Origin of the sequence: Kluyvera sp. NPDC087067 (assembly GCF_044745165.1) — a bacterium.
Classification (GTDB): domain Bacteria; phylum Pseudomonadota; class Gammaproteobacteria; order Enterobacterales; family Enterobacteriaceae; genus Kluyvera.
Genome location: NZ_JBIUZS010000001.1, coordinates 453,640 through 474,671, shown reverse-complemented (window position 1 = coordinate 474,671; position 21,032 = coordinate 453,640). Strand labels below are relative to the sequence as shown.

The window sequence follows — 21,032 nt, the reverse complement described above, 5'->3', positions numbered from 1 at the left end:
GCAACTCCTTCAACAAAAAGCCCACCTGAGTGGGCTCCGTGCACAAGCCCCTATCGGGGCTTGCTGTTGGTGTTGGCGTGAGCTATCTCTTGCAAAATTGTTCAAATCTTTTCATGGATTTTTCGTCATCGCTTTGGATAATTCCTGGGGCCCCACTGAAAAAATCAGAGGCAAGCTGACCCACATAAATAAAGAACGGAGCCTCTCCGACATACCCACCGAATGCATTTTTTGCATTAACCCGGCCACAGACATACCCGCTGATTTTAGGCTTGCCATTATTCGCATCTGGTGAAAACCATACATCATTGAATTTTGCGCTATCTGGATCTTTCAATGACTGCTTGATTTGTGACTCCCCATAATTTATGGCTTCACTGTATTCTCCAAAGCACCCGGTAAGTGGCAAACAAGCAATCCCCACCAATAGCAATTTTTTCACTATCATCCCCTTGATTAGCATGGTTTAACGCATGATAACCAGGGGATGTCAGAATGTATCGATCAGATGCTATTAGCGATCAGTTTTAGCTTTTCTTTGGCTGTCGTAATCGCAAGCTCTTCAACTTGTCGGATGGTTAGATCTAGCTGATGGGGCAGGCTAACGGGGACGCTGATAATGCGAGTGCTATCGTCTGGGCCGTAAAACGTCACGCTAGCGCTGATTTCCTTTCCATTAAAATTGTCGTACCAAATAACATCATGAACCTGTATTTCGGCAATTTTCATTAATATTTTCCTCTTACGGCGCTCCAGAGCGGAGTGCCTGGTTTTCTTACTTGAGTATTGATGGTCTCGACCATCGCGTCGTTAAGTTGCTTGCCAATCGCCGCAGCATTTGCTGAGCCGCCCGTATTGGCTTGCCCACCTGAACCGATATTGATATCACCAAAGCTGACACTGATGATTGGCACACCTGCGGCGGTAACTCCTGACTGATTTCCACCAACAAGCCCGCCAGTAGCGTAACGCCCCAAATTACCGTTGTTCATCAGGCGATACAGATTGTCCACCCCGATCCGTCTGGTGGCTTCTTTAGTGAATACAAATTCATCCTTGTGGACAATGCCTGCTGGTTCGTATTTACCACCCGATCCAGTATATCCACCTGAGTCAAATCCTGTAGGTCGATATGAAGGCACTGCAAAAGACTGCCCGGCAGTAGGGGCTTTGGCGCCACCACTAATCCAGCCCATTGCGGCCTGGACGGCATAAGCCACAAGTAGCTGATTAACTACCTGAGCAATCATTTTGAGCATTGAAGAAGCAAACGATTTAAAACTGGCTGTACCGGTAGTAACCAAGTCTGTCAGCATGTCAGATAGGCCACTGAACGTAGAACCAGCCACATTCCGCATCGCTTCAAACGTGTTTGTTGCTGAGTCAGCATAATCGGCCCAGCCACGCTTTGCGCCGGCCTGCCAGTCGCTGCGAAGTTCATCCTCTTTCCGGTAGGTCTCCTCCTGATCTGCGAGAACCTTTTTCTGAGCGTCTGGGTTAAAGGCGTAGGATTCAGTCAGGCGCTGGCGCGTCGCTTCCCTTTCGGCCTCTCTGGTGGACAAGCCTCTAGCTGCCGCAGCAATTTCCGCCTGCTTGGCAGACTGTTGCTGGGCGAACTTAGTCGCCTGGTCAGCTAATGAGTTCAACTTTTGCTGTTTGGCAATCTGATCGCCCAATCCAGCATTAATATCTGCTTGGGCCAAGAGCTTATCTTTGTTCGCCAGCAGTGACTTTTCATCGAGTGTTAATGCGCGCCCTTTCGGATCGTTAGCGGTGGACTCGAGGATAGTGATTTTCGAAATTAACTCCCACTGCTGCTTACGCTGCTGGCTGATTACATCATTGATGTCACGATGATCCTGTAGCGTTTTGAGCTGCGCTTGCAGAGCCAAAGTCTCAGCATTGTAAGTATCGGTTGAGCGATCACCAGCTGAAGCCTTAACGGCTGGAGTGTTGGGGGTTTTGTTCGGATGGAACTGCTTATTAATACCATCAACAGCCTGCTGACGCTGTTGTTCACTCCACTTATCAGGCGCTATAGCAACATTTTTCCATAGCTCAGATAACGCACGGCTGCGCTTCTCCTGCCACGTCATTGATTGCTCGAGAATACGGTTCTGGTAAATCAGAGCATCCGTTCTCTTATTGTCAGCATCAGCCCCCTGCTTTATCGAAGCGCTGATATCATTTTGCAGTTGAGCCGCTTGTTGTAGTGGTGCTATCTGAGATTTCAGCGCGTTAATAGCAGCCAGTTGCGCCCTTCGACGCTGATTGTACTCGGCATCATCATTTGGCATGCCATATACATATTTACTGTCATTTCTCTCAGGTAGTAGTGCCTTTTCCCGCACCGCAAGCTCATCCTGCATCTTGCGCAGCATGTCATTTGGCGCATCCGGCCTTCCAACATTGAGCAATTCGTCCCACATTCCTTTGAGGGCCTTACTAACACTCGCTGCAGCTCGTTCAATCAGCCCCATATTATTGAGAATCTGCTGGCTTCTTTTTTGTTCGGCATCTCCGTATGCCTCGGCTGCCACCGCGGCTGCCCCTTCTTTATCTCCACGCCGTTCCAGTGACGCAATGTAGTCATACTGCGCCGAGGTGAGGAAATGAAGCGTCGAGTTTAGCTCTTCTGACGCCTTAGTCGGGGCGTCGTAAAGCCTCTGGAAGTTCTTTATTGTGGCATCAACTGACTGACCAGTCGCATCTTGCATCGACATGGCGGCACGGGTTACAGCTTCGAGCTGGTCAGTTTTGAATGTGCCAGCACCAACGACCTGAGAAAGCGTTCTCGCAGCTTCTGCAACCTTGCCACTTGAGCCACCAATTTTTTGAGCCAAATCAGAAAGTTTTGTAGCTGATTGTGCCGAGTAATTACCGGTCAGGATAAGCTGCTTGTTAAACTCCGTCGCTTCCTTCGACCCTTGATACCAGGCTGTCGCCAGCGCCCCAGCGCCAACAACCAAAGCACCAATGCCAATGGTGACAGGATTGAGCAAGCCAAGCAGCCCGCGCAAATAAGTACCGACACCGGAAATTGCACCACCCACTCCGCCGAACTGGTCTTTAATCTGCCCACCCTGCTGGAGCAGGATGAGGAACGGAGACTGCCCACCAGCCAGCTGTGTGGCGATATCTGTGAACTGTGCCGGAAGTGTGCGCATCGCTGCGCTGTACTGGCCCACGGAGATACCGGCGCGGCGTGCGGCGGCTTCCTGCCGGGATAGAGCCTCGGGTAGTATGTCAGCCACGCCGGAAAGCCGCTCGCGCGTCTGGTTCAGGATGGTGTTGAAGTGCTCGAATTGAGCGCTATTGATGCGTCCTGACTCGAAATGCGCCACCAGCTGCGCATGCTGTTCATCCAGCGAGTTGAATGCCCGGATGGTCGGGTCGATGGAGCCCAGCAGGTTCTTTAACGCAGCGGATTGCTTCTCGGCGGCTTGGGTGGCTGCCAGTTCTGCCTGTGCTTTCGCTGCTGCTTCACCGGTATCGGTCAGTTTTAGGCGGGTGTCGTCCAGAATTTTGCTATACGCCAGGAACGAGTCGGCATCAAGAAAGCCCTTCGCCTGGAAGTTACGTAGCGCTGCCTGCTGCTCGTCAAGCCGGTTCAGCGCCTTGTTTACCGGGTCGATGTTCCCCAGCAGCCCCTTTAGCGCGGTCTGCTGTTCCTTAATGCCTGCCGTGCCTTGTTTTGTCGACTCAGCGCCAGCACGGAAAACACTGTTCAGGTCATCAGCCTTGCCGACGGCACCTGCCGCTGCCTCTCCGAGTTTATCCAGTTCATTACTGGCTGTTTTCAGGTCGGAAACATCAGCCCTCAAAGTAATAGAGGCGATTTGGTCTGACATTATTTCGTCTCCTTATGCATTACCTTAAGCGCCTCGCTTTCCATGATTTGTAGGTCAGCCATACAGGCCGCCGCATCCTCAACCCCGTGTAACTCAAACATCCAGGGGAGTACGTTGTAATCAAGGCCGGTCGCCCCGCTCGCGCCAACGCGCCATTGGGTCGCAAGCGTGGAAAAGATAGTGAAAGACTTCCATACCGACGGCAGGATCCCCACATCTTCCTCCACGTCCTCAGGCGTTAAACCAAAAGCGTTCAACTCCGCGAGTGTCGGTCCCGGCGTATACATCGCTGCGGCGACCTGCCTCAGTTTTTTTCGCGGATGCCCATCAACTCTTTGGTATAAGCCAGGCCAATACTGTCGAACGCACGCGGGTAGTTCTTAAGTAGGACGATCACGTTATCGCGGGTGAATTCATCCGGTAATGCCCAACTATCGACGATTTCCATCAGGTAATCGGCCTGCGGCTCGATAGGGGCTTTTTTGCCGCCGGCCTTCTTGTGCAGTTGCTCGTCCATGGCTCGCAACTCTTCCAGCGTCTTATGGCGGAAGGTGACGGTCAGTTTGCCGTCGTCAGCACCGGCGCGCGGGATGCTGGCGGTAGCGGAGAACGTTGGGTTTGGAATCAGGGAGAATTTGGTCATGTGTTCATCTCAGAATAGCCCGGCGAACCGGGCCTGGTTGGTTAGCTGACAGTGACGGTACATGCCGCTGAGGTTAGGGTCTTGCCTGCGGCATCGGTGACTTCGCAGGTGTACGAACCGGCATCACCAGACGCAACCGACGGGATATTGAATGTTGATGCAGTTTTGCCCGGAATAGCGGTGCTGCCCTTCTTCCACACGTAGGTGTACGGCGCGGAACCACCCTGCATAACCACTGCCAGATCCAACGCAGCACCACTGGCAACAGTTTTGGTTGCTGGCAAGTCAGTCAGGAACGCCAGCGGCGTAGCGGATGCATCAACGATAGGGTAAATCTGCATATCTGATTCGAAGTTCATACGCGCTTCATTGCTTTCCACTGCGTTGATTTCGGTCTTCGGCACTTTCTGGAAGGACACCTTGGCAGAGTAGTAACGATCCGCTTTTCCGCGCGGGTTATGGAACCAGACAGCAGTGGTATCGCTAGATTCATCAAGTTCAATCAGCCGTTTGTAGATAGCCAACTGCGGGTCATGCGCGAAGGTGTAGACCTGCACCACGGCATTCTTGAACGTCGGGATGGTTCGGGCTTTATCATCTTCAAGGAACTGCACGCTGATGGTCTGCTGGTCACCGCCTTCGGTAGAGAGCGTCATCACCTGAGGCATGGTGATCCACGAATCAATTTTACGCAGTGTGCCAGCGCCAGTGCCTGCCGGGAATTTAGCGGTGTTGGTGGTATCGAACGCTTCCAGCACGATTTTTGTACCGGAGACTGACTTAACGCGCACGACCATGTTGTCGAGCTTCAACCAGCCAGAGTTAACCTGGACAACATCGCCCGCGAGGATGCCAGCAGCCGAGGCAACGGTCAGTTCGCATTCCGTGGCATTGGATGCTGCTGTGAAAATAATCGGCGCAAGATAGGCCTTGGCCACGTTTACACGTGACCCGTTAGGGATTGCGAATGCCATTGCATTCTCCTGAATTGAGGTAAGAAAAACCCGCCGAGTGGCGGGTCAGTAATCAGCGCGGTACTGCATGCTGACGGGGGTGGTGTAGGTGATCGAGCCGCTCGAGCCATTTGGTGCAGATGTCGGGCGATCCTGTATCGGCGTGCGCACCTGCGGCGGGCCGTTGATATAGACGGTCAAATCGCCATCCACCAGCGGCAGCCCTTCAGGGAAGGCATAGGCAACAGACTTTGCCAGCCCCCTTGTCAGTGTCACGCCGCTGCCGGCAGGCGCGATGATGTTGAGCTGGAGAATACCCTGATACGTACGCAACTGGCCTTCCAGATCCTGCCCCACAGTTTGCGCTGGCAGAACGTAAACACGTCCGTAAGGCGCATTATCCGGTGGAGTAAACGCGATGTTCGGCCAGGCTACTGGCAGCCCGAGCGAGGAGCAGATAACCGCGGTACGACCTTCCAGCAAGTCAGCGATCCGCATTGACTGGTCACCGGCCATTACGCACCTCGCTCATTGCCTCACGGAACAGTTGCGCGGCGTCCAGCGCAGTAACCCGCACCATCCCACCCGGAGCCTGGCCGGAGTGGCCATCTTCCAGGGCTCGGGCGTAAGGCAAGTTGTTAGTGAAGTAAATCGAACTTACGTGCCCTACCCGGAACACCTCAAGTACGGCCATGCCGCGGGTGTTCGAGCCCTGGCCGGAAGCGTCTGGCGTGTCGTTGGATTCAGTCGGCTGACTATCAAATCCCACGTACCAGTTATTTTTGAAGCGCCCACCGACATACCCATCCGGCTTTTTGACGTCCATTGAGTCGTTAACACGCAGACCGCGCTTGAGCCGTCCTGATTTGGTCAGGTTAGTAGGGTCATCACGCAGGATCGCATTATGCTCCCGAACAGCGGTGTTGTACGCAGATGCCGTCTGGTTGACCTGCCAGAGATCGGGATTACCAATAGGTGACATTTCCACCAGCCGACCGAGTATTTTGATACCCGTCCTACGTACCACCTCGTCCATCTCCTGCTTGGAACTATCAACGAACAACTGAATGGCAGCCAGGAACGGCTGATTAGCAGAACTAGCCATACTTACGTCCTCAGTTGGATGTTGTAGGAAATCAGCACATCGGCAGGCTTAACCGGATTCGGCTGCACCACTCGCCACTTTTTGCCGTCAATTTCGATGCGGTCATCGATTCGCACTTCCGTTTCACACGTAGCTGCCAGTTTCTTATCGCCAGTAGCAATCAGAGAGCCATCGATTTCACGCGTGGAGTATTCGGTGATAACGCCGATAACGGTGGCAATAACAGGCTCTGTGGTAACCTCCCTCCCGTATTGATCGCGGGTGGTGGTGCCGCCGCGGGTGAGCTGGTATGCCTTCCCGTTCTCGGTCAGCAGTCGGGTTGCTGTTGCGCGCATGCGGCGGTAGTCGATTGCCATATCATCCCCTTTCGATACGGATTTGATTGCCGCCCACCACCAGCCCGCGCAGCGAGGAATAGAACCAGGGAAACGACGGCACAGCCTTGTTCGTGCCCGGTTCGTACTGAACAGTCACAGCGCCCTCGACGCGCTCCATCGTGACGGCCCCACCACCAGCGACCGAAGGCGTGAGGTCAATCTCCTTCGATTCGATAGCCAGGCGGCATTGCGCGTCAACCAGGCGCTGCGGGATGGCGTCATCCGGCAGGTCAACACCATCAAAGCGAACGCCAGAACGCGGCCATGACAGCGGCTGTGATGCCCTGGAGCGCTGGCCGCGCCACTGCTGCCCTTCCAGATAGTCCATGGACTGCATCAGCATCTGACCGCACTCGCCATCATCGGTAGGAACGGTATACCCGCGCCCCGACGCGAACGCGCGCAGGTCAACGACGCTGGCGTAGCTGTTGAAGTCTGGCGAATGGGGATCGGCAACCAACATGCTTACTCCTCCAGACGCCAGTCCAGCGCCAGCCAGTTATTCACTTCGTCAGGATGAACACCTGCGCGCAGCGGGCCGCCCGGGAATTCAGGGATATCGCGTACCATGACCGCCAGCTCAATACCCTGCTGCTCCTGCTGCTCCTGCTGCTCCTGCTGCTCCTGCTGCTCCTGCTGCTCCTGCTGCTCCTGCTGCTCCTGCTGCTCCTGCTGCTCCTGCTGGGCAGAAGCATGTTCAGCGCCGTTCTGCGCCGCAATCTTTTCAGCCTCACGCTGCGCGCGCTGCTCTTTGGTTAATCCGGCCATTGGGCCTCCCGAAAAGAAAAGGGGCCGAAGCCCCAGTGGTTAACCCATGATGATGGCGGAATGACGCGGAGCCACAGCGGCCACACCCCACGCCAGACCGACCTCGTAACGCACCTGACGGTACTGACGGTACAGGGCGACCTGGAAGGTGATGCCGGATGCCGGGTCGGTCACGTTCATAACGTCGTCTGCGGTATCGCCACCTTCAGGCATCGCAGGGGTGCGGCTGGCCAGCAGGAATGCCCCCCGGTCAAACGCCATGTTCGGCGTAAACTCGCTGAGTACCGTGACGTCCGCCTGGTCAGCCAGATCCTGACGGAGGCCCGGTGCGCTGATGGTAATGCTGGAAGACGTCGCTGCCACAACCAGGTACTGGTTGTCATCACCATCAAACTTCACCGCAGTGCCCGCAGCAATACCGCCGGTGCCCGCCGAGATAGCAACGATGATATCGCCCTCTTTTTTCGCGCCGTTAACCTTGTAACCAGCCGCAGTGCTTTTCGCGGTGCGCTTGATACTGAAAGACTCATGGAGGTTGAAGCCCATGATGCGACCGATAACGCCTTCACGCAGCAGCTGGTCGGTCCCCGCCTCGTTCGCTTTAAACAGTACAGACTGCTTACCGCGAATGGAGGCCATCGCCTCGCCGCCAAGCACCATGCGCAGGTCGGTGGTTGGCGTGCCGTTATCGGTCAGAATTTGTCGCGCCAGAGCCGCATCTGACAGATCGTCCTTGATGCTAAACGGCGTATCTTTCGGTGCACCAACAGCGCGTGAGGAGTTGAGGTACAGTGCAGCAAGGTCGGCATCAACTTCGTTCGACAAGGCGCGGAAAGCCTGTTTGAACTGATCGGCCAGAATGATGTTGTAGGTACCGGCCGGGCCAAGTGCCAACTGCTCTTCACCATTCCATTTGACCGGGGCCATTTTGGATTTGGTGATTTTGACATCCACACCACCGATGGTCTGTTCGCCGGTATTCGGCGCTGCCGGTCCCGGTACAATGTCTTCAGTGGTGGCCGCCGGTGCGACTGGCGCACGCACGGTCTGGTCTTTTGCAGCTGCATCCGCTTTCGCGTCGCGCGCTACAGCAGGAATGAAGCCAGTTTGTTCGCGGGACACTACGTCCAGTGCGGTATAGATGGTCGGGATCAGACCAGTGAGAGTATTGCCTGCCATTTATGGCTCCTTTCGATTAATCAACGATGCTGACGCTGTCTTTGAGTGCCGCTTGCTTTCCGGCACCATCCAGAGCGTCAAAAGCAGCGCGTTTCATGGTTTTTTGCCCGGCCTGATGCTGCGATTGGTGAGAACCACCGCCGCTATTACCGGACGCTTTGAGGATGTAGTCTTTCTGCGGATGCAACTCGACCAGAGATTCCAGCGCTTCGTCAAAGCCAGCCAATTCGCCGGGCTTGGTGCGGGAGAACACCTTGTTGCCCTGCCCGTCGTAGGCCACGACCTTGCCGTCTTCAATTTTGAAGTTCTGCCCGAAGTGGGAGCGCACGAACTCAGCCGGGATCGCCATCTTCTCGGAAATGAACTTAGAGCCACCGAAGCGGCCGCCGATCATCTCGTCGTAGAGCTGGGTTTCTAGCTGTTTGGTCTTGCCGTTCGCTTCGTCCAGCTGCTGCTGGTAAACCTTGGTGATCTCGGCCTTAACCTGGTCAACGGCGCCAGCGTCGATCAGCTTCTTCTGGTCGATTTTGGTCATCATCTCCAGGGCCTCAAGTGCCTTGGTCGGGTCGGTGATGCCAGCGAATTTCGCAAGACCAGCTTCTGCCGCTTCCTTCGCCTCACGGTGAGTTTTGGCCTCACCGTTCAGAGATGTGATTTTGGTCATCGCTGCGGTCGCATCGAACGGGATCTCTTTGCCGTCATCATGGACATACACAGGCATACCGTTTTCAACGACCACATTGCCGTTGGCATCAAGTTTGAGTTTCATTGTTTTGCTCCAGCCTTCCGGCCATTGGTAATGGGTCATCCGACCCGGTCACCGCGTCGCATCCGCTCAGCGGCAGGCATAAAAAAAGGCCGCCCAAAGGCAGCCTGATGTTGATGAGGTCTGTGTTATTCAAACGCCGACGCATCCATGCGGCGTAGTTCGTCCAAGGTGAGAAACTCCCCTGCATCGTTAAACATTTCAGGCACAGTTATTTTGCCGTCACGCAGCATCTGCGCGCGGGTTACGCCCAGCACCTGCTCCTGTCGCGCGTACGGCTGCCGGGTAAGCCATTCGGGATAACTGGTATGCGCTGGCACCTGCCCGTCCATTGAGGCGCGTGTTACACCACTCAGAACACCTGAGGCTATCTGCAATTCTTCCCACGATTTCGTTAGCAGGATTTCCCCGGAGCGGCAGCAGAAGTGGATTTTGCCGGGCCCGCGCAGATACGGAACAACATGCCCCAGCGGTTTGCCGTCCAGCGAGTAGAGTTTGCGGTCGCGAATGATGCACCACTGACTAGTATGCGTGTCGAGCGTAGACGACCACTGCTTGGCTTTCACAATATCGCTGTTTGCCAGAGCGAAGTCCTGACGTGCTGTGGCGGCCATATGGTTCACCGCCGTACGTGTCACCACAGCCAGGTCGCGGCGAGAGGTGTTTATCACCCCGTCCTCGCGATTGCGCTGCGGTGTGCCCGCGACGCGCCGGACAATCTGCTCAACCGTTTCACCCTGGAAGAAACCAGAGCGAACAGCGTTGGTGATTTTGTCCAGCCGATCTGATTCAAGCTTCTGCCCCCACTCTTTCAGCAACCGGCCCTGAAAGGGTTGCGCCACAGCTGAGGCGTAAACCTGCTCTGGTGCGATGCTCTGGAGCGGAACATGCCGGAGGATCTGCTTAGGGATGATGCTGCTGAACAGGTCCAGCTGATAACCGGCCTCATATTCAACGTAGCGTGTTAGTTCGCGCGCCAGCGCATCATTAACCGGGTCATAGGCCTTGTGATTAAGGTCACGCACGCCAGCCAGCAGCGATGCCAGACGACGGGCGCTATAATTATCGGCGCGCTTCCCGTCCAGCAGCACCAGCAGTTTGGCTGCGAGGTCAGCATCCATCTTGTTCAGCAGCGACACCATTCGCCGGGCAACGCCAGTACCGTAGCGCGTCACATACAGACCATGCGCTATGGTCTCGTCCTGCAGGCGGTCATTGACGGTACGTGCCATATCACACCTCGTCTATCGTTCTGGTATCCAGCGAGGAGGAATCAGCCAATAACTCGTCCAAGACCTTTTCTGGGTCTGCATCTGCATCAATCAGGTTTAGTTTCTGAAGCGCTTTAATCGCATCGATGCGACGCAGGTCGCCACCCTGGCGCAGGGATTGGATAGCCATCGCCGCCGGTGGATTAAACTCTTTCGACTCAACATCCAGTTCGGTACGGACATCAACATTACCGCCCTCAGATTCCCCGATGTACTCAGCCATGATTTGCAGGATGTTGTCGATCGCGTCCTCCAGGCTGGTGGCCATGGTGTAGAGCGGCGACTGCTCCTGCATCTTTTCTTCAGACGTCTGGTCTACAGACTTCGTGGAGGTGTTGTCAGTCCGCAGCAGCTTTGCGCCCGCCTGCCGCATTTGCTCCACGAGGTCAGTCAGCGATTCTTTTCCTGATGCGATTGAAGTGCCGGTGTGTTCAACGTACTCAAGCCCCTGCTTCTGACGGTCGGAGAACTGAGTTGCAGACGAAGAGCCAATTACCAGTTCCTGCCCATCCTCCAGGCCGAATACCGTAAGCAACGGGACGCGCGCTACGTGAAGGATATTGTCCTGCTCACTCTGGCTCTGCCAGTGCTTGACGTTCAGCAGCGCCATATTGAGCAGCGGCGGTGACCCGCACATAAAGCCAGTGCGTTTGGTGTAGAGCGTGACCAGGGTGATATCCCTGCGGGAGGTTTGCCACTCTTCATGCAGGGTCCAGTTTACCTGGCCGTCAGTGCCAGTGGCCTTTCGATAAATCTGTACCTGCCCGGGTGTCAGCAGACGAATCTGCTCAACCTTTGTCTGCCCGAAGTCGTCGCCATCCACCACCACTACCTCTTTGATGCGTAGCGCGGTGAGTTGTATCTTTCCGCCGACCATCGTCGACTTCCATCCAATCACCTGACGGGGATTCAGCATCGTTATGTACGGTCGCGCACCGGTAGCCTTTTCATCTGCCTTGGTCTTAACCTGCTCAGCATCTACACGTGGATAATCCACCAGCGCATGAGACAGGCCATACTGCATCGCCAGGCTGAAGAACGCCTGCGCCCATACATCAAGGCGACTGCCTTCCAGATCCACATCCTTCGCAAATTCTCGCAGAGCATCCGGCACGTTCTCGCCAAGCTGAATAGGCTCAGCGAATACGCGGCCCACGTTCTGGTTGATGGTTTCTTCGTAAGCAGGCAGCAGCGTGGCCACAGCCAGGCGCTTTTCGTAGTCCTCTTTGTCTTCTTTCGGCCAGCGAGGGAGATATGACTCTCCGAGTTGGCGCATATACAACGTACCGCCCATCAGGGCATCATTAATGTCCCACGCCTGCACCATGTTCCCATAGTCCAGATTGGGTGTTGAAATATCAGGCATGGAGTTAGATCCGTAGGTTGGTGACTTTGCCGACTTTCTTCGGCGGTGAATGCAGAACGGCATATCGGGTAGCATCCCAGTCGTGGTCTTCCTGCTGGGTATCTACATCGTCAGGGTTTTTGCTGTCGCGCACGAGTACCGGCACACGGCTTATCCAGCCACGGCAGTAGTCGAAAACGTAAAATGCAGGTTTCTCTGGGGTGCCGGATTCAAGTTTCTTACCTTCGACAACGGCCTCAAGCATGTCAGCAAACAGGGCCGCACCGTTCACACGCGACCCAGGCTTTTTGTTGGATGGAACCCATTTAACGCCCTGCGATTCCATCTTCTGGGCAATGGAGAGTTCATCATCGCCAGTGTTGTAGATAGCCCCGTCAGCCGGGCCGGGGAGAACCGTCTTGCAGATGCCGGGCATGATATTCAGTTGCCCCTGCGTGACCCCGTTTAGCTTTATTTCTTCGGGTTCTGCCAGTTCTTCGCCCACCAGCCGTTTATTCACCCACGCCACGCCTTTGGCGACGTTAGTGGATGACATGTTCAGGCCTTTGTTGAGTTCATCAGGCGGGCAGCCGTACCATTCGCCAATCAGGATCAGCGACCCGGCAGGCGGGCAGAACTGACGGCCATCGGGCAGCTCTGCGGCGGTACCGTCGGCGCGCGCCCACCAGAGGTTAGAGAACGGCTTCGACTCGCCCCAGTCATGGGAGCGGTCGACGGTCCAGCTATCCGGGATGCGAAACGGTTTGATGACGTGCAATGACGCGTTCCACAGATGGTCAAAGCGCCCGCCGCTGGTAACATCCCAGGAGCCTTCTACCCAGGCTTTGCGCCGGTTCGGGTCTTTGATAGCCATCAGTGTTGCGATGTACTGTGGATCCAGGTACGGGTTCTCTTTGAACGATCCGTGTATTGCCACCCGCGTCAGCGTCACGTCCTCTTCACGCTCGGTCTGCGGGTTAAACACTTTTTGCGTTTCGCGAATGATGGTTCCGCGCGGCGCGGGCTCGATGAAGCGTTTCTTCACCCAGGTATGGCCGATGCCAAACGGGTTGGTCGTGCTAAACGTCTCCAGCGGGATCGGCTTGAGTAACGAGCCATCATCCCGCGGATAGTTCTCAGGCCGGAACGAAGAACGCCGGCAGGAGAACATCATCTCGTAGAACTCTCCAGACTGCTGCTTGGTCAGCTCGTTGAATCCGATGAATGGGAATTCCTGACCGTGATAATCCCAGTAGTCGCCCTCTTCCTTGCCGAAGCGGAATAGCAGTTCCTCTCCAGTCGGCCATACCCAGCGAAGCTCAGATGCTGACGCCAGATAGCGTGCGCCGTCGTTAAACAGGCGGTACATACGCTTCGACTGGGTGATGATGTCGGTAAGATTCTTATACTCGGTATCGAAAATGACGCCACGCCAGAACGAACCATAACCAAGACCAACTAGGCGACGAAAGCGAGCCAGTTGCGCAGCAGTTTTACCCGGGCCGCGTGTTCCTTCGTAGAGGATTTCGTTACACGGGCAACTCAGGGAGAGCGATTGCGATCCTGGCAAAGGTTTCCAGACGGCTTTGTAATTCATCCACCCAGTACCTCGCTCTGCTGCTTCTGCGCTGCCGCTTCCCAGTCGTCTACGTTATCGCAGGACGGGACCGGCATGATGCTGTGGGTTGCTGTGACCTTCTGTTCAACTTGCTCTTTGAACGCCTGCACACGAACGTGCTTGCCAAGCAGTTCGAGGTTCTTAACCTTATCAGGCCATTTAATCTTCTTAAGCAGCGCTGATGTGTTTCCCTCTGCAGCCATTTCAACGACATCCAGGCCAGATAGCGTCGTTCTCCAAACCTTTGGCCATTGAGATGCTGGCTTTAGCTCTCCTGTCGAGGTCAGGATGTCGAGCACATCCATCTGGTCAATTTCAACCAGACGATTAAGGACGTATGTCGCATTTATGCCAACCAGATCATTGCGTTGCGCTTTAAGTTCGGCAATTCTGGACTTGATGTCAGGTTTTGACATGTTTTCAGACGCGGTACGATTAGCTGTCTTTGCGCTGTACCCCGCCCGAATAGCCGCTTGCGTGGCGTTTAAATCGATGAGGTACTCGCGACAGAACATTTCTTGTTTGTCGGTGAGTGCCATTTTTTACTTCCAATAAGGAGATTATTATGAGCGATGACTTCAAAACAGGAGACATTGTTAAATTGAAATCAGGCGGACCTGACATGACCATCAGGTCATTTTCAACTACTCAAGGTCATTCTTTTCTTTGCCAATGGTTTGCTGGTAAAAAACTTGAGCAAGGTTATTTCAAACCGGAATCCATTGAGCGCGTTACCCCAAAGCCATAGCCCCAAACGCACCAACCTTAACTCTTGATGATGTTTCATCCTGGATGATGGATGCTTTATTGAGGGATGGTTGTCTATATCAGCAGGATGTTGTGGATTATCTCGTTAAACAGCATAACGAGCAGCATCTCAAAGAAAATGCGGATGGCAACCAAGCGCTATCAACCAAGGTAATAAACACCTTCCGGATTGACAGTGGTGAGGGTGTGGTTTGGGTCAAACCAGATAAATACTGGCGATACCGTGCTCCTGAGGACGAAGACGGTCGCGAGGCTCGCGGTTAAGATACAGGGCGATAAGCTCACCGTACTTTTGCCATTACCATGGGTCTACCCATGGTAATGGCAATAAAAAACCGCCCAGAGGCGGTCTTGGTGATGGCATTAGCTCGGCATGAGAAGTTTCAGAAAAGTTGAAGTGCCCAGACTACTCGATGGAATACGTCCCACCAAACTTCTCTGTTATCTTTTTTGTCATCCTATGGGAAAGGGTGAAATCGTCATCTGTTTTTGCGAAATCATGGATCACAATTACACTCCCGTCATTGTAGGGGTTTATCGTTACATCTCGGATTTCTATATTCAATAAAGCAAACTTCAACTGGCGTGAAAACTCTTCAAAATCAATTTTTTTTACAAAGTAACACATCCCACTAGCTGGCATCTTTTTCATAACATAAACTCTGGAGGTATATAGAATTTCATTATGCAATAGCAACCCGAAATAATCACTAACGCGGTAAAAGCCCCATCGCCGAAGATTTTCTTTGATGCTATTTTCGTCCCAGCTCGATTTTCCGTATCCCTGCCAGCTGGTTATTCGCCTTTTCGATGGCAGCCAGTAGCGGATTTATCCACAGAACAGCCTGGCAGTACGTTATTGAGATGGCGGTAGTGGTGCTATCACCGGCTGCGTTAGCGTTCCCGGAATCGGCGTGCATTGCGCTGGCACGTAAACGGTTCGCGTAGTTGAGCAGCCCACCAGCGACATCAGCAGGAACAGGCAGATCACAGGTTTTTTCACGTCGGAGAATCTCACGGTATTCGATAACAGTCTTTTCGGTTCCAGCATCGATAAGCGAGTTAAGATGGTTGGCGTTTTCCGCCACCTGGTTAAACCGGTTGAAGTTGAAAGCCTGGGTGGTTATTACGGTTGCCTGTAGAGCGTTGTCGCTGCGCAGTACCCGGTTATCACTCTCTGACGTGGTCAGTGCTGCATTGCTGCGCACCAGTAACACACAGAGCACTGCAATGGTGATTACGACGCCCACCAGCAGAATCGCGGCTATCGCAATTTTGTTGGGTTTCATCAGAATACTCCCGGTGCTGTTGCTGGCGTTCCTGGGTTAAGCGGCCCAAATCCATCATCCAGCTTTTGTGGCTTCTCACCCCATAAGCAAACTTCTCGCTCAATCTCACGCCGAGTAATTAATCCCTTCCACTTTTTGCCACCAGCATAGGTCCAGCGCCGTAACTGCTCGCATGCGCCTTTGATATCGCCCTGGTTGATAGTTCTCAGTAGCGTGGAGGTTTTGAAGTTACCGGCCCCAACGTTATAAACGAACGAATAAAGCGCGCCGCGTGTGGTTTCTGGGATAGGAACCTTAATATACGGGTTAATCTGGCTTGCTACGGTGGCAAGGTCTTTGTTGAGCAAGGCATCACACTCTGATTTCGTGTAAGTCTTACCCAGCATAATGTCTTTGCCTGTGTGCCCGTAGCAAATGGACCAGATACCGACCACATCCTGATATGGCTGATAGCGAACACCCTCTAGACCATCATTACCCGTTGGACCGGTAATCAGGGCCGCTGCAATAGCAATAGCGCCAGCAGGTACCGCAGCAAGAACGCTATTCCTCAAATTTGGTGACATGCCCATTAATTCGGTCCTCGCGTTCTTTTCGCCGGTCATCTTTAATTTTGAAATACAGATTCGTCAGGTACGTAAGTACGCCGATCATAATGCCCACCAGCACCCCAATGGCATTCCACTGCTCCGGGCTGTAGGCATTAAGTACACCGTTGATGATGCTCCCGGCTGAAGCGCCATAAGCAATGCCGGTGGTTATCTTTTCCATACGATACATGCTCTCACCTCACCGCTTGGCAGGTGCTGTGGCTAAAAGGGAAACTGAAAAACGCTCTGTCAAAAGCACCCCGGAGGATGCTTTTTGCAGAAGGTCTTCAGTAGATGCCACGGTTGCGAACGACGCGAACAGTATCGCCCTGCAGCGTGGTGATGTAGGCGTCCTGATTGTCGTTGACGACTGCAGTCATGGTTTCACCGCCGTCTGCATAAGAGATACGCGCGACGGGGGATTCAATCGGGGTATTATCGCCCAGGGGCTGAGACTCTTCGAACTCCAGGTTGTACCACTTGCCCAGCACCCTTACGTTCTCAACAAGTTTGCCTTCCGGGTTTTTACCAATCGTTTTTAATGCGTACATAGTGTTTTCCTTAATTGAAATAAAAAAAGCCGCTTATGCGGCCGGGGTTCTTCCGGTAGTAGATGGGGTCAGGCTCTCGGGCTGATTTAACGACAGCACGAAAGTGAAGGTTTCCCGGAGCCTGAAATAAAAAATCCCCGAAATTCCAGGAGCGGACACGGGGAAAGGCGTTGCACTAAACGGGCCTGTCAGCGGCCTTGAATAAGAAAAATCCCCGGCAGTTGCCAGGGATTGAATGTTTGGTATTTATTATCGCGGTGGTTGCAGCGGTCCCTCGAGAACCTGTGCTTCTCCGTTGTGGCAGATATCATCATTCATGGCCAGATGCCATACGCCGGTAACCATCCTGCCAGTTGCAATATCTTCAAATTCTTCCGGTGAGAAGTACGCTACTTGAACTTTTCCATCGTGCTGAATCCAGTAATAGCCTGCTTTCATCTCTTGGTCCTATTCCGCTGTTATTACAGAGCAGTATAGATATTTAGAAGCACGCTCATGCGTTAGAAAATCTACATAATGAATTAAGCCAGTAGGCCCACTTTGCTTTTGCACTAAAACAGCGGGCCTTAGGTAACTTGTGATCTCAAATCATGAGCTGATGGCTGGCCGGGTGCGCTAACACCCACCAGCCGCCCATTTTCACAGCAAAAAGCCCCCATCACTGGAGGTGCGTATAACATCCGAACTGGTAATCTAATAACCCCGCCATCACCAACTGCGTAAGAATTAGCTGGCAACGCTCGCGGCTAATATGGGTATTCAGTGCAATCTCTCCAGCCGTAGCTGGTTTTTTGCTTAATTCATTGAAAACAATGTACGGCACAAGCCGGAGCATTGACTTTTTATTATCACAATTAATTAGTGAATTTTTTTTACCTCGGGATTTATTGCATTAGCAGCTTCATGGAAGATATCCTCTAACCAACCAAGGATTTCGGCCTCACTGAGTTCATCAGGAATGACGGCGTCATATAGCCTTGATGATTTTCCATCTGTCAAATCAACACGATAAACCAGCCAACGCTCGTCCTTACGCTCAACCCCTATATGCCTTCCAAAAACATTGTAAATCATCATTTTCATTTACTAACTCTTTATTGATCGAAATGATTTGGGTTTACCTTATCTCACATGTGTTCTGGATACGGCTGCTTTTTGTATTACGCCTTCATAGAATCACACTACCTTTTACCAGCTGAAAAGAAATGGGTGACAGGTTTTGGCACAGATTAGACATTCTTGGTAAGCCATGACATGTTTGTTTTGCGATAAAAAACCCGCTCGGTGGCGGGTTTATAAAATTTTGGCAACATATCAAATATGCTTCAAATATGGCCTATTAAATTGACTTTTGCAAGACCTTGCTGCGAAAAAACAGATTTATGTTGCGATCGTGTTCTTACTACCTGCATTAGAGCTTCACTATCCATCAAAGCAAATATGTCGCACATCGCCCGCCAGTAGTCACCATAGTTTTTGCTCCAGTTGTCAGGTTTGACACCCACCAGCTCGGCAAGATCACAATATTGATAAACGTCCTTACCGGCCAACTTAGCTTTCACATCCTGCGCGGCAAGCCAGATAAGTTTACGCAGTCGCTCCATGGTCTTTTTTGCTACCCGCTTACCAGCCAGTTGGTGGCTGAACTGTTCCCAAGCCCATTGAGTTATTGTGACCTGATGGCCCCAGTTTGTGCTCTCGCTATAGTTCCATAGTAACCAGGCCTTCTGGTGCTCTTCCAGTGACAGTAGCGCACGGCGCCATGATGCAGTCGCGAACTCCAGAGGCCGCACCAAAGGAATGTGGGAACCCTTCGCATGTGATTGTTTGCCGGGAATCGGCGGGTTGTCGAGAACCTGCCATTTCTCATTTTCAGCATCCCATACTCGAGGCTTTTTCCGCTTGAAGGTTTTCGTGTCGAACTGCGCGTTCTCCAGCCAGGCCATTAACTGCCCTTTCGTTGCCCCACTTAAATCTGCAGTAGCAACAATTAGCTGTTGGCGGACATATTCGAGAAATTGAGTATTCATGTAGCACCGCCCATAGTTTTCACGTAATTCTTCAAGATTCGATAGTCAGCCAACACCGAGCCTGGAAAGCGGAATAAGCGCAATCGCATCCAGCGGACGCGGAGGTGGTCGGCAAAATAGGATTCGAATGTCATGCGGCCTCCCTACTCTTAATTAACCCGCGGCGCAGTGCGCTATAGCGCTTCCTGATGGCCTCGAGTTCTTCGATGGTATATCGGTGTGGAACGTCGTTGTTTTCGAGCGCCTCGACGCGTTCAGCGCCGATTTTCTCGATAAGGCCCAGGCGGTACTGCTGCTGATTGCCAGACAGCTGCACATTGCAGTGGTGACATTGTTTACTAATATTGTCCTCGTTATAGCGCAGGTGTGATGCCTTACCGCGTGAGCGGTAGTGGCCGGCTTCCCACTGGACGGTGTCGAACGTCCCGCAGCTGATACATGACAGATCGACATCGCGCTCTCGGATGTAGTCGTTGACGACGCGCTGGGTTAAATCCTCCCAATGCTTCAGCGGTTTAACCGCTGCTTTACGCTGGCGCCAGGCTGCACGTTCTTTCTTCTCAATGGCGCGCTGATGGGAACGCTCCCTGCGATGCGCATCTTCCCTGGCTTTCCTGGTCTGTTCTTTGCCATAGGCGCTGGCGCATTCGTACGAACAAACAATCTGCTCGCTTCGCGTCGGATGGAACCATTGGCGACATTCTTTGTTGGCGCACTTACGGCGCGGTGACTTAGCCATGTTCACCCCCACGCCTTGTTTTGCCAGACGCGGCTCGAGCGCGGCGCTTTATCCCCTTCCGGGAGCAAGGCGCTGACGGTCCAGGTGATGTTGTCACGGTTCAGACTGCGCTCAACTTTGACGCCACGGCGACGGTAGTTAGCCACCAGCTCGTCGGCCTGTTCGGTGGTGCATTCGTGATGATGGAACCAGGAATATTTCATCGGCATCATCCCCCGAAGCTAATCAACTGGGCAGCGGCGTTCTCGGCCTCCTGCTGTGTTCGGAAAGTGCGCGACAATATCCAGCGCCAGAGAACATCGAGCGCGGCCTTGTACAACTGCTGGAACTCAGTTTCGTCCATATTGGCAAAGGAGATGCTGCGGGGATGTTTGCGGAGTGTGCCGTCTGGCAACTGAATAGCGTCGTAATGCCCTGCCTCTACGATTACCCAGGCGCGATACGCATCAAATGATTTGCAGAGACTGATACCATTGGTGACACGGCGGCTTGCGATTTGGTCCAGATACTGCTCAGCAGCATCCAGTAGCGCGCCTTCGTTGCCACCGTAAGCCGAAAGGTATTTAGCATAACCGGTCACCAGCTTGCGTTCGTTAGACGATATGGCGCCGCCGGCAGGCTCCCAATACTCAAAGCCAAGGTTAAGCAGAGCAAAGAATCGCCGGTGAAATGCTGGGTTGCGGACCTGTTTGAACTCAGCCACCAACACGGCGCCGAGCTTAATTTTTGATTGCAGTATATCGCTGGTCTCGGGGGTAGCCGCGATCAGGATTCCTGAGTTTTGCTTGATGAGTTGTAACTGCGCCATGGTTTTCCCCGTGGCGCACAGTCGTCAGGTTCTGGTTGTTCAGACCAGTATGCTGATTATGCTGGATATACTGTTAAACGGTCAATTTTTTGCGGTCATCTCTCTGACAACTTCCAGCAGTGTCGCCCGAGACCAGTAATGATCATCTTTGCAGAGCTTTCTACTTAAAACCTTCCCATCGGATGACGACAGGATGAATCGGTCGCTAGCCGCCAAATCAAAAGACAAAACTTCGCGGCCACTAGCATCTGTGATGGTCGCTATAAAGTCTCCGGTAGGAGCTGAGTCAATTGCACCCACAATATTTCCCCCTGAGCGACATCCAGACGCAATAAAATATTTCCAGAAACCGTGCAGAAAGGAGCCCGGTTATTATGCAAG

At 53.3% G+C, this 21,032-nt stretch carries 32 protein-coding genes; 2 read left to right on the top strand and 30 right to left on the bottom strand.

Going from position 1 to position 21,032, the window contains the following annotated elements; genetic code table 11:
• Positions 1–82: 82 nt before the first annotated feature.
• The 17 genes from ACIPDS_RS02215 to ACIPDS_RS02135 form a co-directional block, all read right to left on the bottom strand.
• A complete protein-coding gene (locus ACIPDS_RS02215; RefSeq protein WP_400733409.1) occupies positions 83–448 on the bottom strand; it encodes a hypothetical protein in 366 nt (121 codons plus the stop codon).
• 56 nt (positions 449–504) lie between these two features.
• Positions 505–729, bottom strand: a complete 225-nt coding sequence (locus tag ACIPDS_RS02210; protein WP_016156676.1) for a hypothetical protein — start codon at positions 727–729, stop codon at positions 505–507.
• Positions 729–3,851 carry a phage tail tape measure protein gene (locus tag ACIPDS_RS02205; RefSeq protein WP_400732261.1) on the bottom strand — a complete coding sequence of 1,041 codons (3,123 nt, stop codon included), beginning with the start codon at positions 3,849–3,851 and terminating at the stop codon, positions 729–731. Before ACIPDS_RS02205 ends, ACIPDS_RS02210 begins: the two co-directional genes overlap by 1 nt.
• A complete protein-coding gene (locus ACIPDS_RS02200) occupies positions 3,851–4,138 on the bottom strand; it encodes a DUF1799 domain-containing protein (RefSeq protein ID WP_182944914.1) in 288 nt (95 codons plus the stop codon). The genes ACIPDS_RS02205 and ACIPDS_RS02200 overlap by 1 nt, the downstream gene beginning before the upstream one ends.
• A gap of 17 nt (positions 4,139–4,155) precedes the next feature.
• Positions 4,156–4,494 carry a phage tail assembly chaperone gene (locus ACIPDS_RS02195; protein WP_400732258.1) on the bottom strand — a complete coding sequence of 113 codons (339 nt, stop codon included), beginning with the start codon at positions 4,492–4,494 and terminating at the stop codon, positions 4,156–4,158.
• Between the two features lie 41 nt (positions 4,495–4,535).
• Entirely contained in the window at positions 4,536–5,468 is a 933-nt protein-coding gene (locus ACIPDS_RS02190) for a phage tail tube protein (protein WP_400732256.1), read from the bottom strand.
• Positions 5,469–5,513: 45 nt separating this feature from the next.
• Positions 5,514–5,963 (bottom strand): phage tail terminator-like protein, encoded by a 450-nt coding sequence (locus tag ACIPDS_RS02185; RefSeq protein ID WP_400732255.1) that lies wholly within the window; start codon positions 5,961–5,963, stop codon positions 5,514–5,516.
• A complete protein-coding gene (locus tag ACIPDS_RS02180) occupies positions 5,953–6,552 on the bottom strand; it encodes a hypothetical protein (RefSeq protein ID WP_400732253.1) in 600 nt (199 codons plus the stop codon). Before ACIPDS_RS02180 ends, ACIPDS_RS02185 begins: the two co-directional genes overlap by 11 nt.
• A 2-nt stretch (positions 6,553–6,554) precedes the next feature.
• Positions 6,555–6,908 carry a hypothetical protein gene (locus tag ACIPDS_RS02175; RefSeq protein WP_400732252.1) on the bottom strand — a complete coding sequence of 118 codons (354 nt, stop codon included), beginning with the start codon at positions 6,906–6,908 and terminating at the stop codon, positions 6,555–6,557.
• A gap of 1 nt (position 6,909) precedes the next feature.
• On the bottom strand, positions 6,910–7,392 hold the full coding sequence (locus ACIPDS_RS02170) for a DnaT-like ssDNA-binding protein (protein WP_400732250.1): 483 nt from the start codon (positions 7,390–7,392) through the stop codon (positions 6,910–6,912).
• Between the two features lie 2 nt (positions 7,393–7,394).
• Positions 7,395–7,697: a hypothetical protein gene (locus ACIPDS_RS02165; protein WP_400732249.1), complete on the bottom strand. Its 303-nt coding sequence runs from the start codon at positions 7,695–7,697 to the stop codon at positions 7,395–7,397.
• Between the two features lie 39 nt (positions 7,698–7,736).
• Positions 7,737–8,876 carry a P22 phage major capsid protein family protein gene (locus tag ACIPDS_RS02160; protein ID WP_400732247.1) on the bottom strand — a complete coding sequence of 380 codons (1,140 nt, stop codon included), beginning with the start codon at positions 8,874–8,876 and terminating at the stop codon, positions 7,737–7,739.
• A 16-nt stretch (positions 8,877–8,892) separates the two neighbouring features.
• Positions 8,893–9,645, bottom strand: a complete 753-nt coding sequence (locus tag ACIPDS_RS02155; RefSeq protein ID WP_400732246.1) for a DUF6651 domain-containing protein — start codon at positions 9,643–9,645, stop codon at positions 8,893–8,895.
• 125 nt (positions 9,646–9,770) lie between these two features.
• A complete protein-coding gene (locus ACIPDS_RS02150; RefSeq protein ID WP_400732244.1) occupies positions 9,771–10,874 on the bottom strand; it encodes a hypothetical protein in 1,104 nt (367 codons plus the stop codon).
• 1 nt (position 10,875) lies between these two features.
• A complete protein-coding gene (locus ACIPDS_RS02145; RefSeq protein WP_400732243.1) occupies positions 10,876–12,279 on the bottom strand; it encodes a DUF4055 domain-containing protein in 1,404 nt (467 codons plus the stop codon).
• Positions 12,280–12,283: 4 nt separating this feature from the next.
• Positions 12,284–13,855, bottom strand: coding sequence for a terminase (locus tag ACIPDS_RS02140; protein ID WP_400732242.1), 1,572 nt, complete (start codon positions 13,853–13,855; stop codon positions 12,284–12,286).
• On the bottom strand, positions 13,852–14,415 hold the full coding sequence (locus tag ACIPDS_RS02135; RefSeq protein WP_400732240.1) for a terminase small subunit: 564 nt from the start codon (positions 14,413–14,415) through the stop codon (positions 13,852–13,854). The genes ACIPDS_RS02140 and ACIPDS_RS02135 overlap by 4 nt, the downstream gene beginning before the upstream one ends.
• A 26-nt stretch (positions 14,416–14,441) precedes the next feature.
• Between ACIPDS_RS02135 and ACIPDS_RS02130 the strand changes: the two genes are divergently transcribed.
• Positions 14,442–14,624 (top strand): YodC family protein, encoded by a 183-nt coding sequence (locus ACIPDS_RS02130; RefSeq protein WP_234284174.1) that lies wholly within the window; start codon positions 14,442–14,444, stop codon positions 14,622–14,624.
• Positions 14,621–14,908, top strand: a complete 288-nt coding sequence (locus tag ACIPDS_RS02125) for a DUF6953 family protein (protein ID WP_400733407.1) — start codon at positions 14,621–14,623, stop codon at positions 14,906–14,908. The genes ACIPDS_RS02130 and ACIPDS_RS02125 overlap by 4 nt, the downstream gene beginning before the upstream one ends.
• A gap of 142 nt (positions 14,909–15,050) precedes the next feature.
• On the opposite strand, the gene ACIPDS_RS02120 is transcribed toward ACIPDS_RS02125, so the two are convergent.
• The 13 genes from ACIPDS_RS02120 to ACIPDS_RS02060 form a co-directional block, all read right to left on the bottom strand.
• Positions 15,051–15,296, bottom strand: coding sequence for a hypothetical protein (locus ACIPDS_RS02120; protein ID WP_400732238.1), 246 nt, complete (start codon positions 15,294–15,296; stop codon positions 15,051–15,053).
• Positions 15,297–15,396: 100 nt separating this feature from the next.
• The gene (locus tag ACIPDS_RS02115) at positions 15,397–15,933 is read right to left on the bottom strand and encodes a hypothetical protein (RefSeq protein ID WP_400732237.1); all 537 of its coding nucleotides are present in this window, start codon (positions 15,931–15,933) and stop codon (positions 15,397–15,399) included.
• Complete coding sequence (locus tag ACIPDS_RS02110) at positions 15,933–16,499, bottom strand: lysozyme (protein ID WP_400733406.1); 567 nt, start codon at positions 16,497–16,499, stop codon at positions 15,933–15,935. The genes ACIPDS_RS02115 and ACIPDS_RS02110 overlap by 1 nt, the downstream gene beginning before the upstream one ends.
• Positions 16,477–16,713 carry a class II holin family protein gene (locus ACIPDS_RS02105; protein ID WP_400732235.1) on the bottom strand — a complete coding sequence of 79 codons (237 nt, stop codon included), beginning with the start codon at positions 16,711–16,713 and terminating at the stop codon, positions 16,477–16,479. The genes ACIPDS_RS02110 and ACIPDS_RS02105 overlap by 23 nt, the downstream gene beginning before the upstream one ends.
• Before the next feature lie 97 nt (positions 16,714–16,810).
• Positions 16,811–17,074, bottom strand: coding sequence for a hypothetical protein (locus ACIPDS_RS02100; RefSeq protein ID WP_400732233.1), 264 nt, complete (start codon positions 17,072–17,074; stop codon positions 16,811–16,813).
• A 249-nt stretch (positions 17,075–17,323) separates the two neighbouring features.
• Positions 17,324–17,512, bottom strand: coding sequence for a hypothetical protein (locus ACIPDS_RS02095; RefSeq protein WP_400732231.1), 189 nt, complete (start codon positions 17,510–17,512; stop codon positions 17,324–17,326).
• A 220-nt stretch (positions 17,513–17,732) separates the two neighbouring features.
• Positions 17,733–17,909, bottom strand: a complete 177-nt coding sequence (locus tag ACIPDS_RS02090) for a TrmB family transcriptional regulator (RefSeq protein ID WP_400732229.1) — start codon at positions 17,907–17,909, stop codon at positions 17,733–17,735.
• A gap of 23 nt (positions 17,910–17,932) precedes the next feature.
• Positions 17,933–18,151 (bottom strand): hypothetical protein, encoded by a 219-nt coding sequence (locus ACIPDS_RS02085; protein WP_400733404.1) that lies wholly within the window; start codon positions 18,149–18,151, stop codon positions 17,933–17,935.
• A gap of 248 nt (positions 18,152–18,399) precedes the next feature.
• Positions 18,400–19,104 (bottom strand): bacteriophage antitermination protein Q, encoded by a 705-nt coding sequence (locus ACIPDS_RS02080; RefSeq protein ID WP_400732228.1) that lies wholly within the window; start codon positions 19,102–19,104, stop codon positions 18,400–18,402.
• The gene (locus ACIPDS_RS02075; protein ID WP_400732226.1) at positions 19,101–19,238 is read right to left on the bottom strand and encodes a YlcG family protein; all 138 of its coding nucleotides are present in this window, start codon (positions 19,236–19,238) and stop codon (positions 19,101–19,103) included. The genes ACIPDS_RS02080 and ACIPDS_RS02075 overlap by 4 nt, the downstream gene beginning before the upstream one ends.
• Positions 19,235–19,843 carry a recombination protein NinG gene (locus ACIPDS_RS02070; RefSeq protein WP_400732224.1) on the bottom strand — a complete coding sequence of 203 codons (609 nt, stop codon included), beginning with the start codon at positions 19,841–19,843 and terminating at the stop codon, positions 19,235–19,237. Before ACIPDS_RS02070 ends, ACIPDS_RS02075 begins: the two co-directional genes overlap by 4 nt.
• A 2-nt stretch (positions 19,844–19,845) precedes the next feature.
• The gene (locus tag ACIPDS_RS02065; protein WP_400732223.1) at positions 19,846–20,052 is read right to left on the bottom strand and encodes a hypothetical protein; all 207 of its coding nucleotides are present in this window, start codon (positions 20,050–20,052) and stop codon (positions 19,846–19,848) included.
• Entirely contained in the window at positions 20,052–20,651 is a 600-nt protein-coding gene (locus tag ACIPDS_RS02060) for a DUF1367 family protein (RefSeq protein ID WP_400732222.1), read from the bottom strand. The genes ACIPDS_RS02065 and ACIPDS_RS02060 overlap by 1 nt, the downstream gene beginning before the upstream one ends.
• Positions 20,652–21,032 lie beyond the last annotated feature (381 nt).

What these genes read in the sequence shown, in the direction of transcription:
- ACIPDS_RS02215 (WP_400733409.1), bottom strand. Translation starts at nt 448, where the DNA reads ATGATAGTGAAAAAATTGCTATTGGTGGGGATTGCTTGTTTGCCACTT.
- ACIPDS_RS02210 (WP_016156676.1), bottom strand. Translation starts at nt 729, where the DNA reads ATGAAAATTGCCGAAATACAGGTTCATGATGTTATTTGGTACGACAAT.
- ACIPDS_RS02205 (WP_400732261.1), bottom strand. Translation starts at nt 3,851, where the DNA reads ATGTCAGACCAAATCGCCTCTATTACTTTGAGGGCTGATGTTTCCGAC.
- ACIPDS_RS02200 (WP_182944914.1), bottom strand. Translation starts at nt 4,138, where the DNA reads ATGTATACGCCGGGACCGACACTCGCGGAGTTGAACGCTTTTGGTTTA.
- ACIPDS_RS02195 (WP_400732258.1), bottom strand. Translation starts at nt 4,494, where the DNA reads ATGACCAAATTCTCCCTGATTCCAAACCCAACGTTCTCCGCTACCGCC.
- ACIPDS_RS02190 (WP_400732256.1), bottom strand. Translation starts at nt 5,468, where the DNA reads ATGGCATTCGCAATCCCTAACGGGTCACGTGTAAACGTGGCCAAGGCC.
- ACIPDS_RS02185 (WP_400732255.1), bottom strand. Translation starts at nt 5,963, where the DNA reads ATGGCCGGTGACCAGTCAATGCGGATCGCTGACTTGCTGGAAGGTCGT.
- ACIPDS_RS02180 (WP_400732253.1), bottom strand. Translation starts at nt 6,552, where the DNA reads ATGGCTAGTTCTGCTAATCAGCCGTTCCTGGCTGCCATTCAGTTGTTC.
- ACIPDS_RS02175 (WP_400732252.1), bottom strand. Translation starts at nt 6,908, where the DNA reads ATGGCAATCGACTACCGCCGCATGCGCGCAACAGCAACCCGACTGCTG.
- ACIPDS_RS02170 (WP_400732250.1), bottom strand. Translation starts at nt 7,392, where the DNA reads ATGTTGGTTGCCGATCCCCATTCGCCAGACTTCAACAGCTACGCCAGC.
- ACIPDS_RS02165 (WP_400732249.1), bottom strand. Translation starts at nt 7,697, where the DNA reads ATGGCCGGATTAACCAAAGAGCAGCGCGCGCAGCGTGAGGCTGAAAAG.
- ACIPDS_RS02160 (WP_400732247.1), bottom strand. Translation starts at nt 8,876, where the DNA reads ATGGCAGGCAATACTCTCACTGGTCTGATCCCGACCATCTATACCGCA.
- ACIPDS_RS02155 (WP_400732246.1), bottom strand. Translation starts at nt 9,645, where the DNA reads ATGAAACTCAAACTTGATGCCAACGGCAATGTGGTCGTTGAAAACGGT.
- ACIPDS_RS02150 (WP_400732244.1), bottom strand. Translation starts at nt 10,874, where the DNA reads ATGGCACGTACCGTCAATGACCGCCTGCAGGACGAGACCATAGCGCAT.
- ACIPDS_RS02145 (WP_400732243.1), bottom strand. Translation starts at nt 12,279, where the DNA reads ATGCCTGATATTTCAACACCCAATCTGGACTATGGGAACATGGTGCAG.
- ACIPDS_RS02140 (WP_400732242.1), bottom strand. Translation starts at nt 13,855, where the DNA reads ATGAATTACAAAGCCGTCTGGAAACCTTTGCCAGGATCGCAATCGCTC.
- ACIPDS_RS02135 (WP_400732240.1), bottom strand. Translation starts at nt 14,415, where the DNA reads ATGGCACTCACCGACAAACAAGAAATGTTCTGTCGCGAGTACCTCATC.
- ACIPDS_RS02130 (WP_234284174.1), top strand. Translation starts at nt 14,442, where the DNA reads ATGAGCGATGACTTCAAAACAGGAGACATTGTTAAATTGAAATCAGGC.
- ACIPDS_RS02120 (WP_400732238.1), bottom strand. Translation starts at nt 15,296, where the DNA reads ATGAAAAAGATGCCAGCTAGTGGGATGTGTTACTTTGTAAAAAAAATT.
- ACIPDS_RS02115 (WP_400732237.1), bottom strand. Translation starts at nt 15,933, where the DNA reads ATGAAACCCAACAAAATTGCGATAGCCGCGATTCTGCTGGTGGGCGTC.
- ACIPDS_RS02110 (WP_400733406.1), bottom strand. Translation starts at nt 16,499, where the DNA reads ATGTCACCAAATTTGAGGAATAGCGTTCTTGCTGCGGTACCTGCTGGC.
- ACIPDS_RS02105 (WP_400732235.1), bottom strand. Translation starts at nt 16,713, where the DNA reads ATGTATCGTATGGAAAAGATAACCACCGGCATTGCTTATGGCGCTTCA.
- ACIPDS_RS02100 (WP_400732233.1), bottom strand. Translation starts at nt 17,074, where the DNA reads ATGTACGCATTAAAAACGATTGGTAAAAACCCGGAAGGCAAACTTGTT.
- ACIPDS_RS02095 (WP_400732231.1), bottom strand. Translation starts at nt 17,512, where the DNA reads ATGAAAGCAGGCTATTACTGGATTCAGCACGATGGAAAAGTTCAAGTA.
- ACIPDS_RS02090 (WP_400732229.1), bottom strand. Translation starts at nt 17,909, where the DNA reads ATGCTCCGGCTTGTGCCGTACATTGTTTTCAATGAATTAAGCAAAAAA.
- ACIPDS_RS02085 (WP_400733404.1), bottom strand. Translation starts at nt 18,151, where the DNA reads ATGATGATTTACAATGTTTTTGGAAGGCATATAGGGGTTGAGCGTAAG.
- ACIPDS_RS02080 (WP_400732228.1), bottom strand. Translation starts at nt 19,104, where the DNA reads ATGAATACTCAATTTCTCGAATATGTCCGCCAACAGCTAATTGTTGCT.
- ACIPDS_RS02075 (WP_400732226.1), bottom strand. Translation starts at nt 19,238, where the DNA reads ATGACATTCGAATCCTATTTTGCCGACCACCTCCGCGTCCGCTGGATG.
- ACIPDS_RS02070 (WP_400732224.1), bottom strand. Translation starts at nt 19,843, where the DNA reads ATGGCTAAGTCACCGCGCCGTAAGTGCGCCAACAAAGAATGTCGCCAA.
- ACIPDS_RS02065 (WP_400732223.1), bottom strand. Translation starts at nt 20,052, where the DNA reads ATGCCGATGAAATATTCCTGGTTCCATCATCACGAATGCACCACCGAA.
- ACIPDS_RS02060 (WP_400732222.1), bottom strand. Translation starts at nt 20,651, where the DNA reads ATGGCGCAGTTACAACTCATCAAGCAAAACTCAGGAATCCTGATCGCG.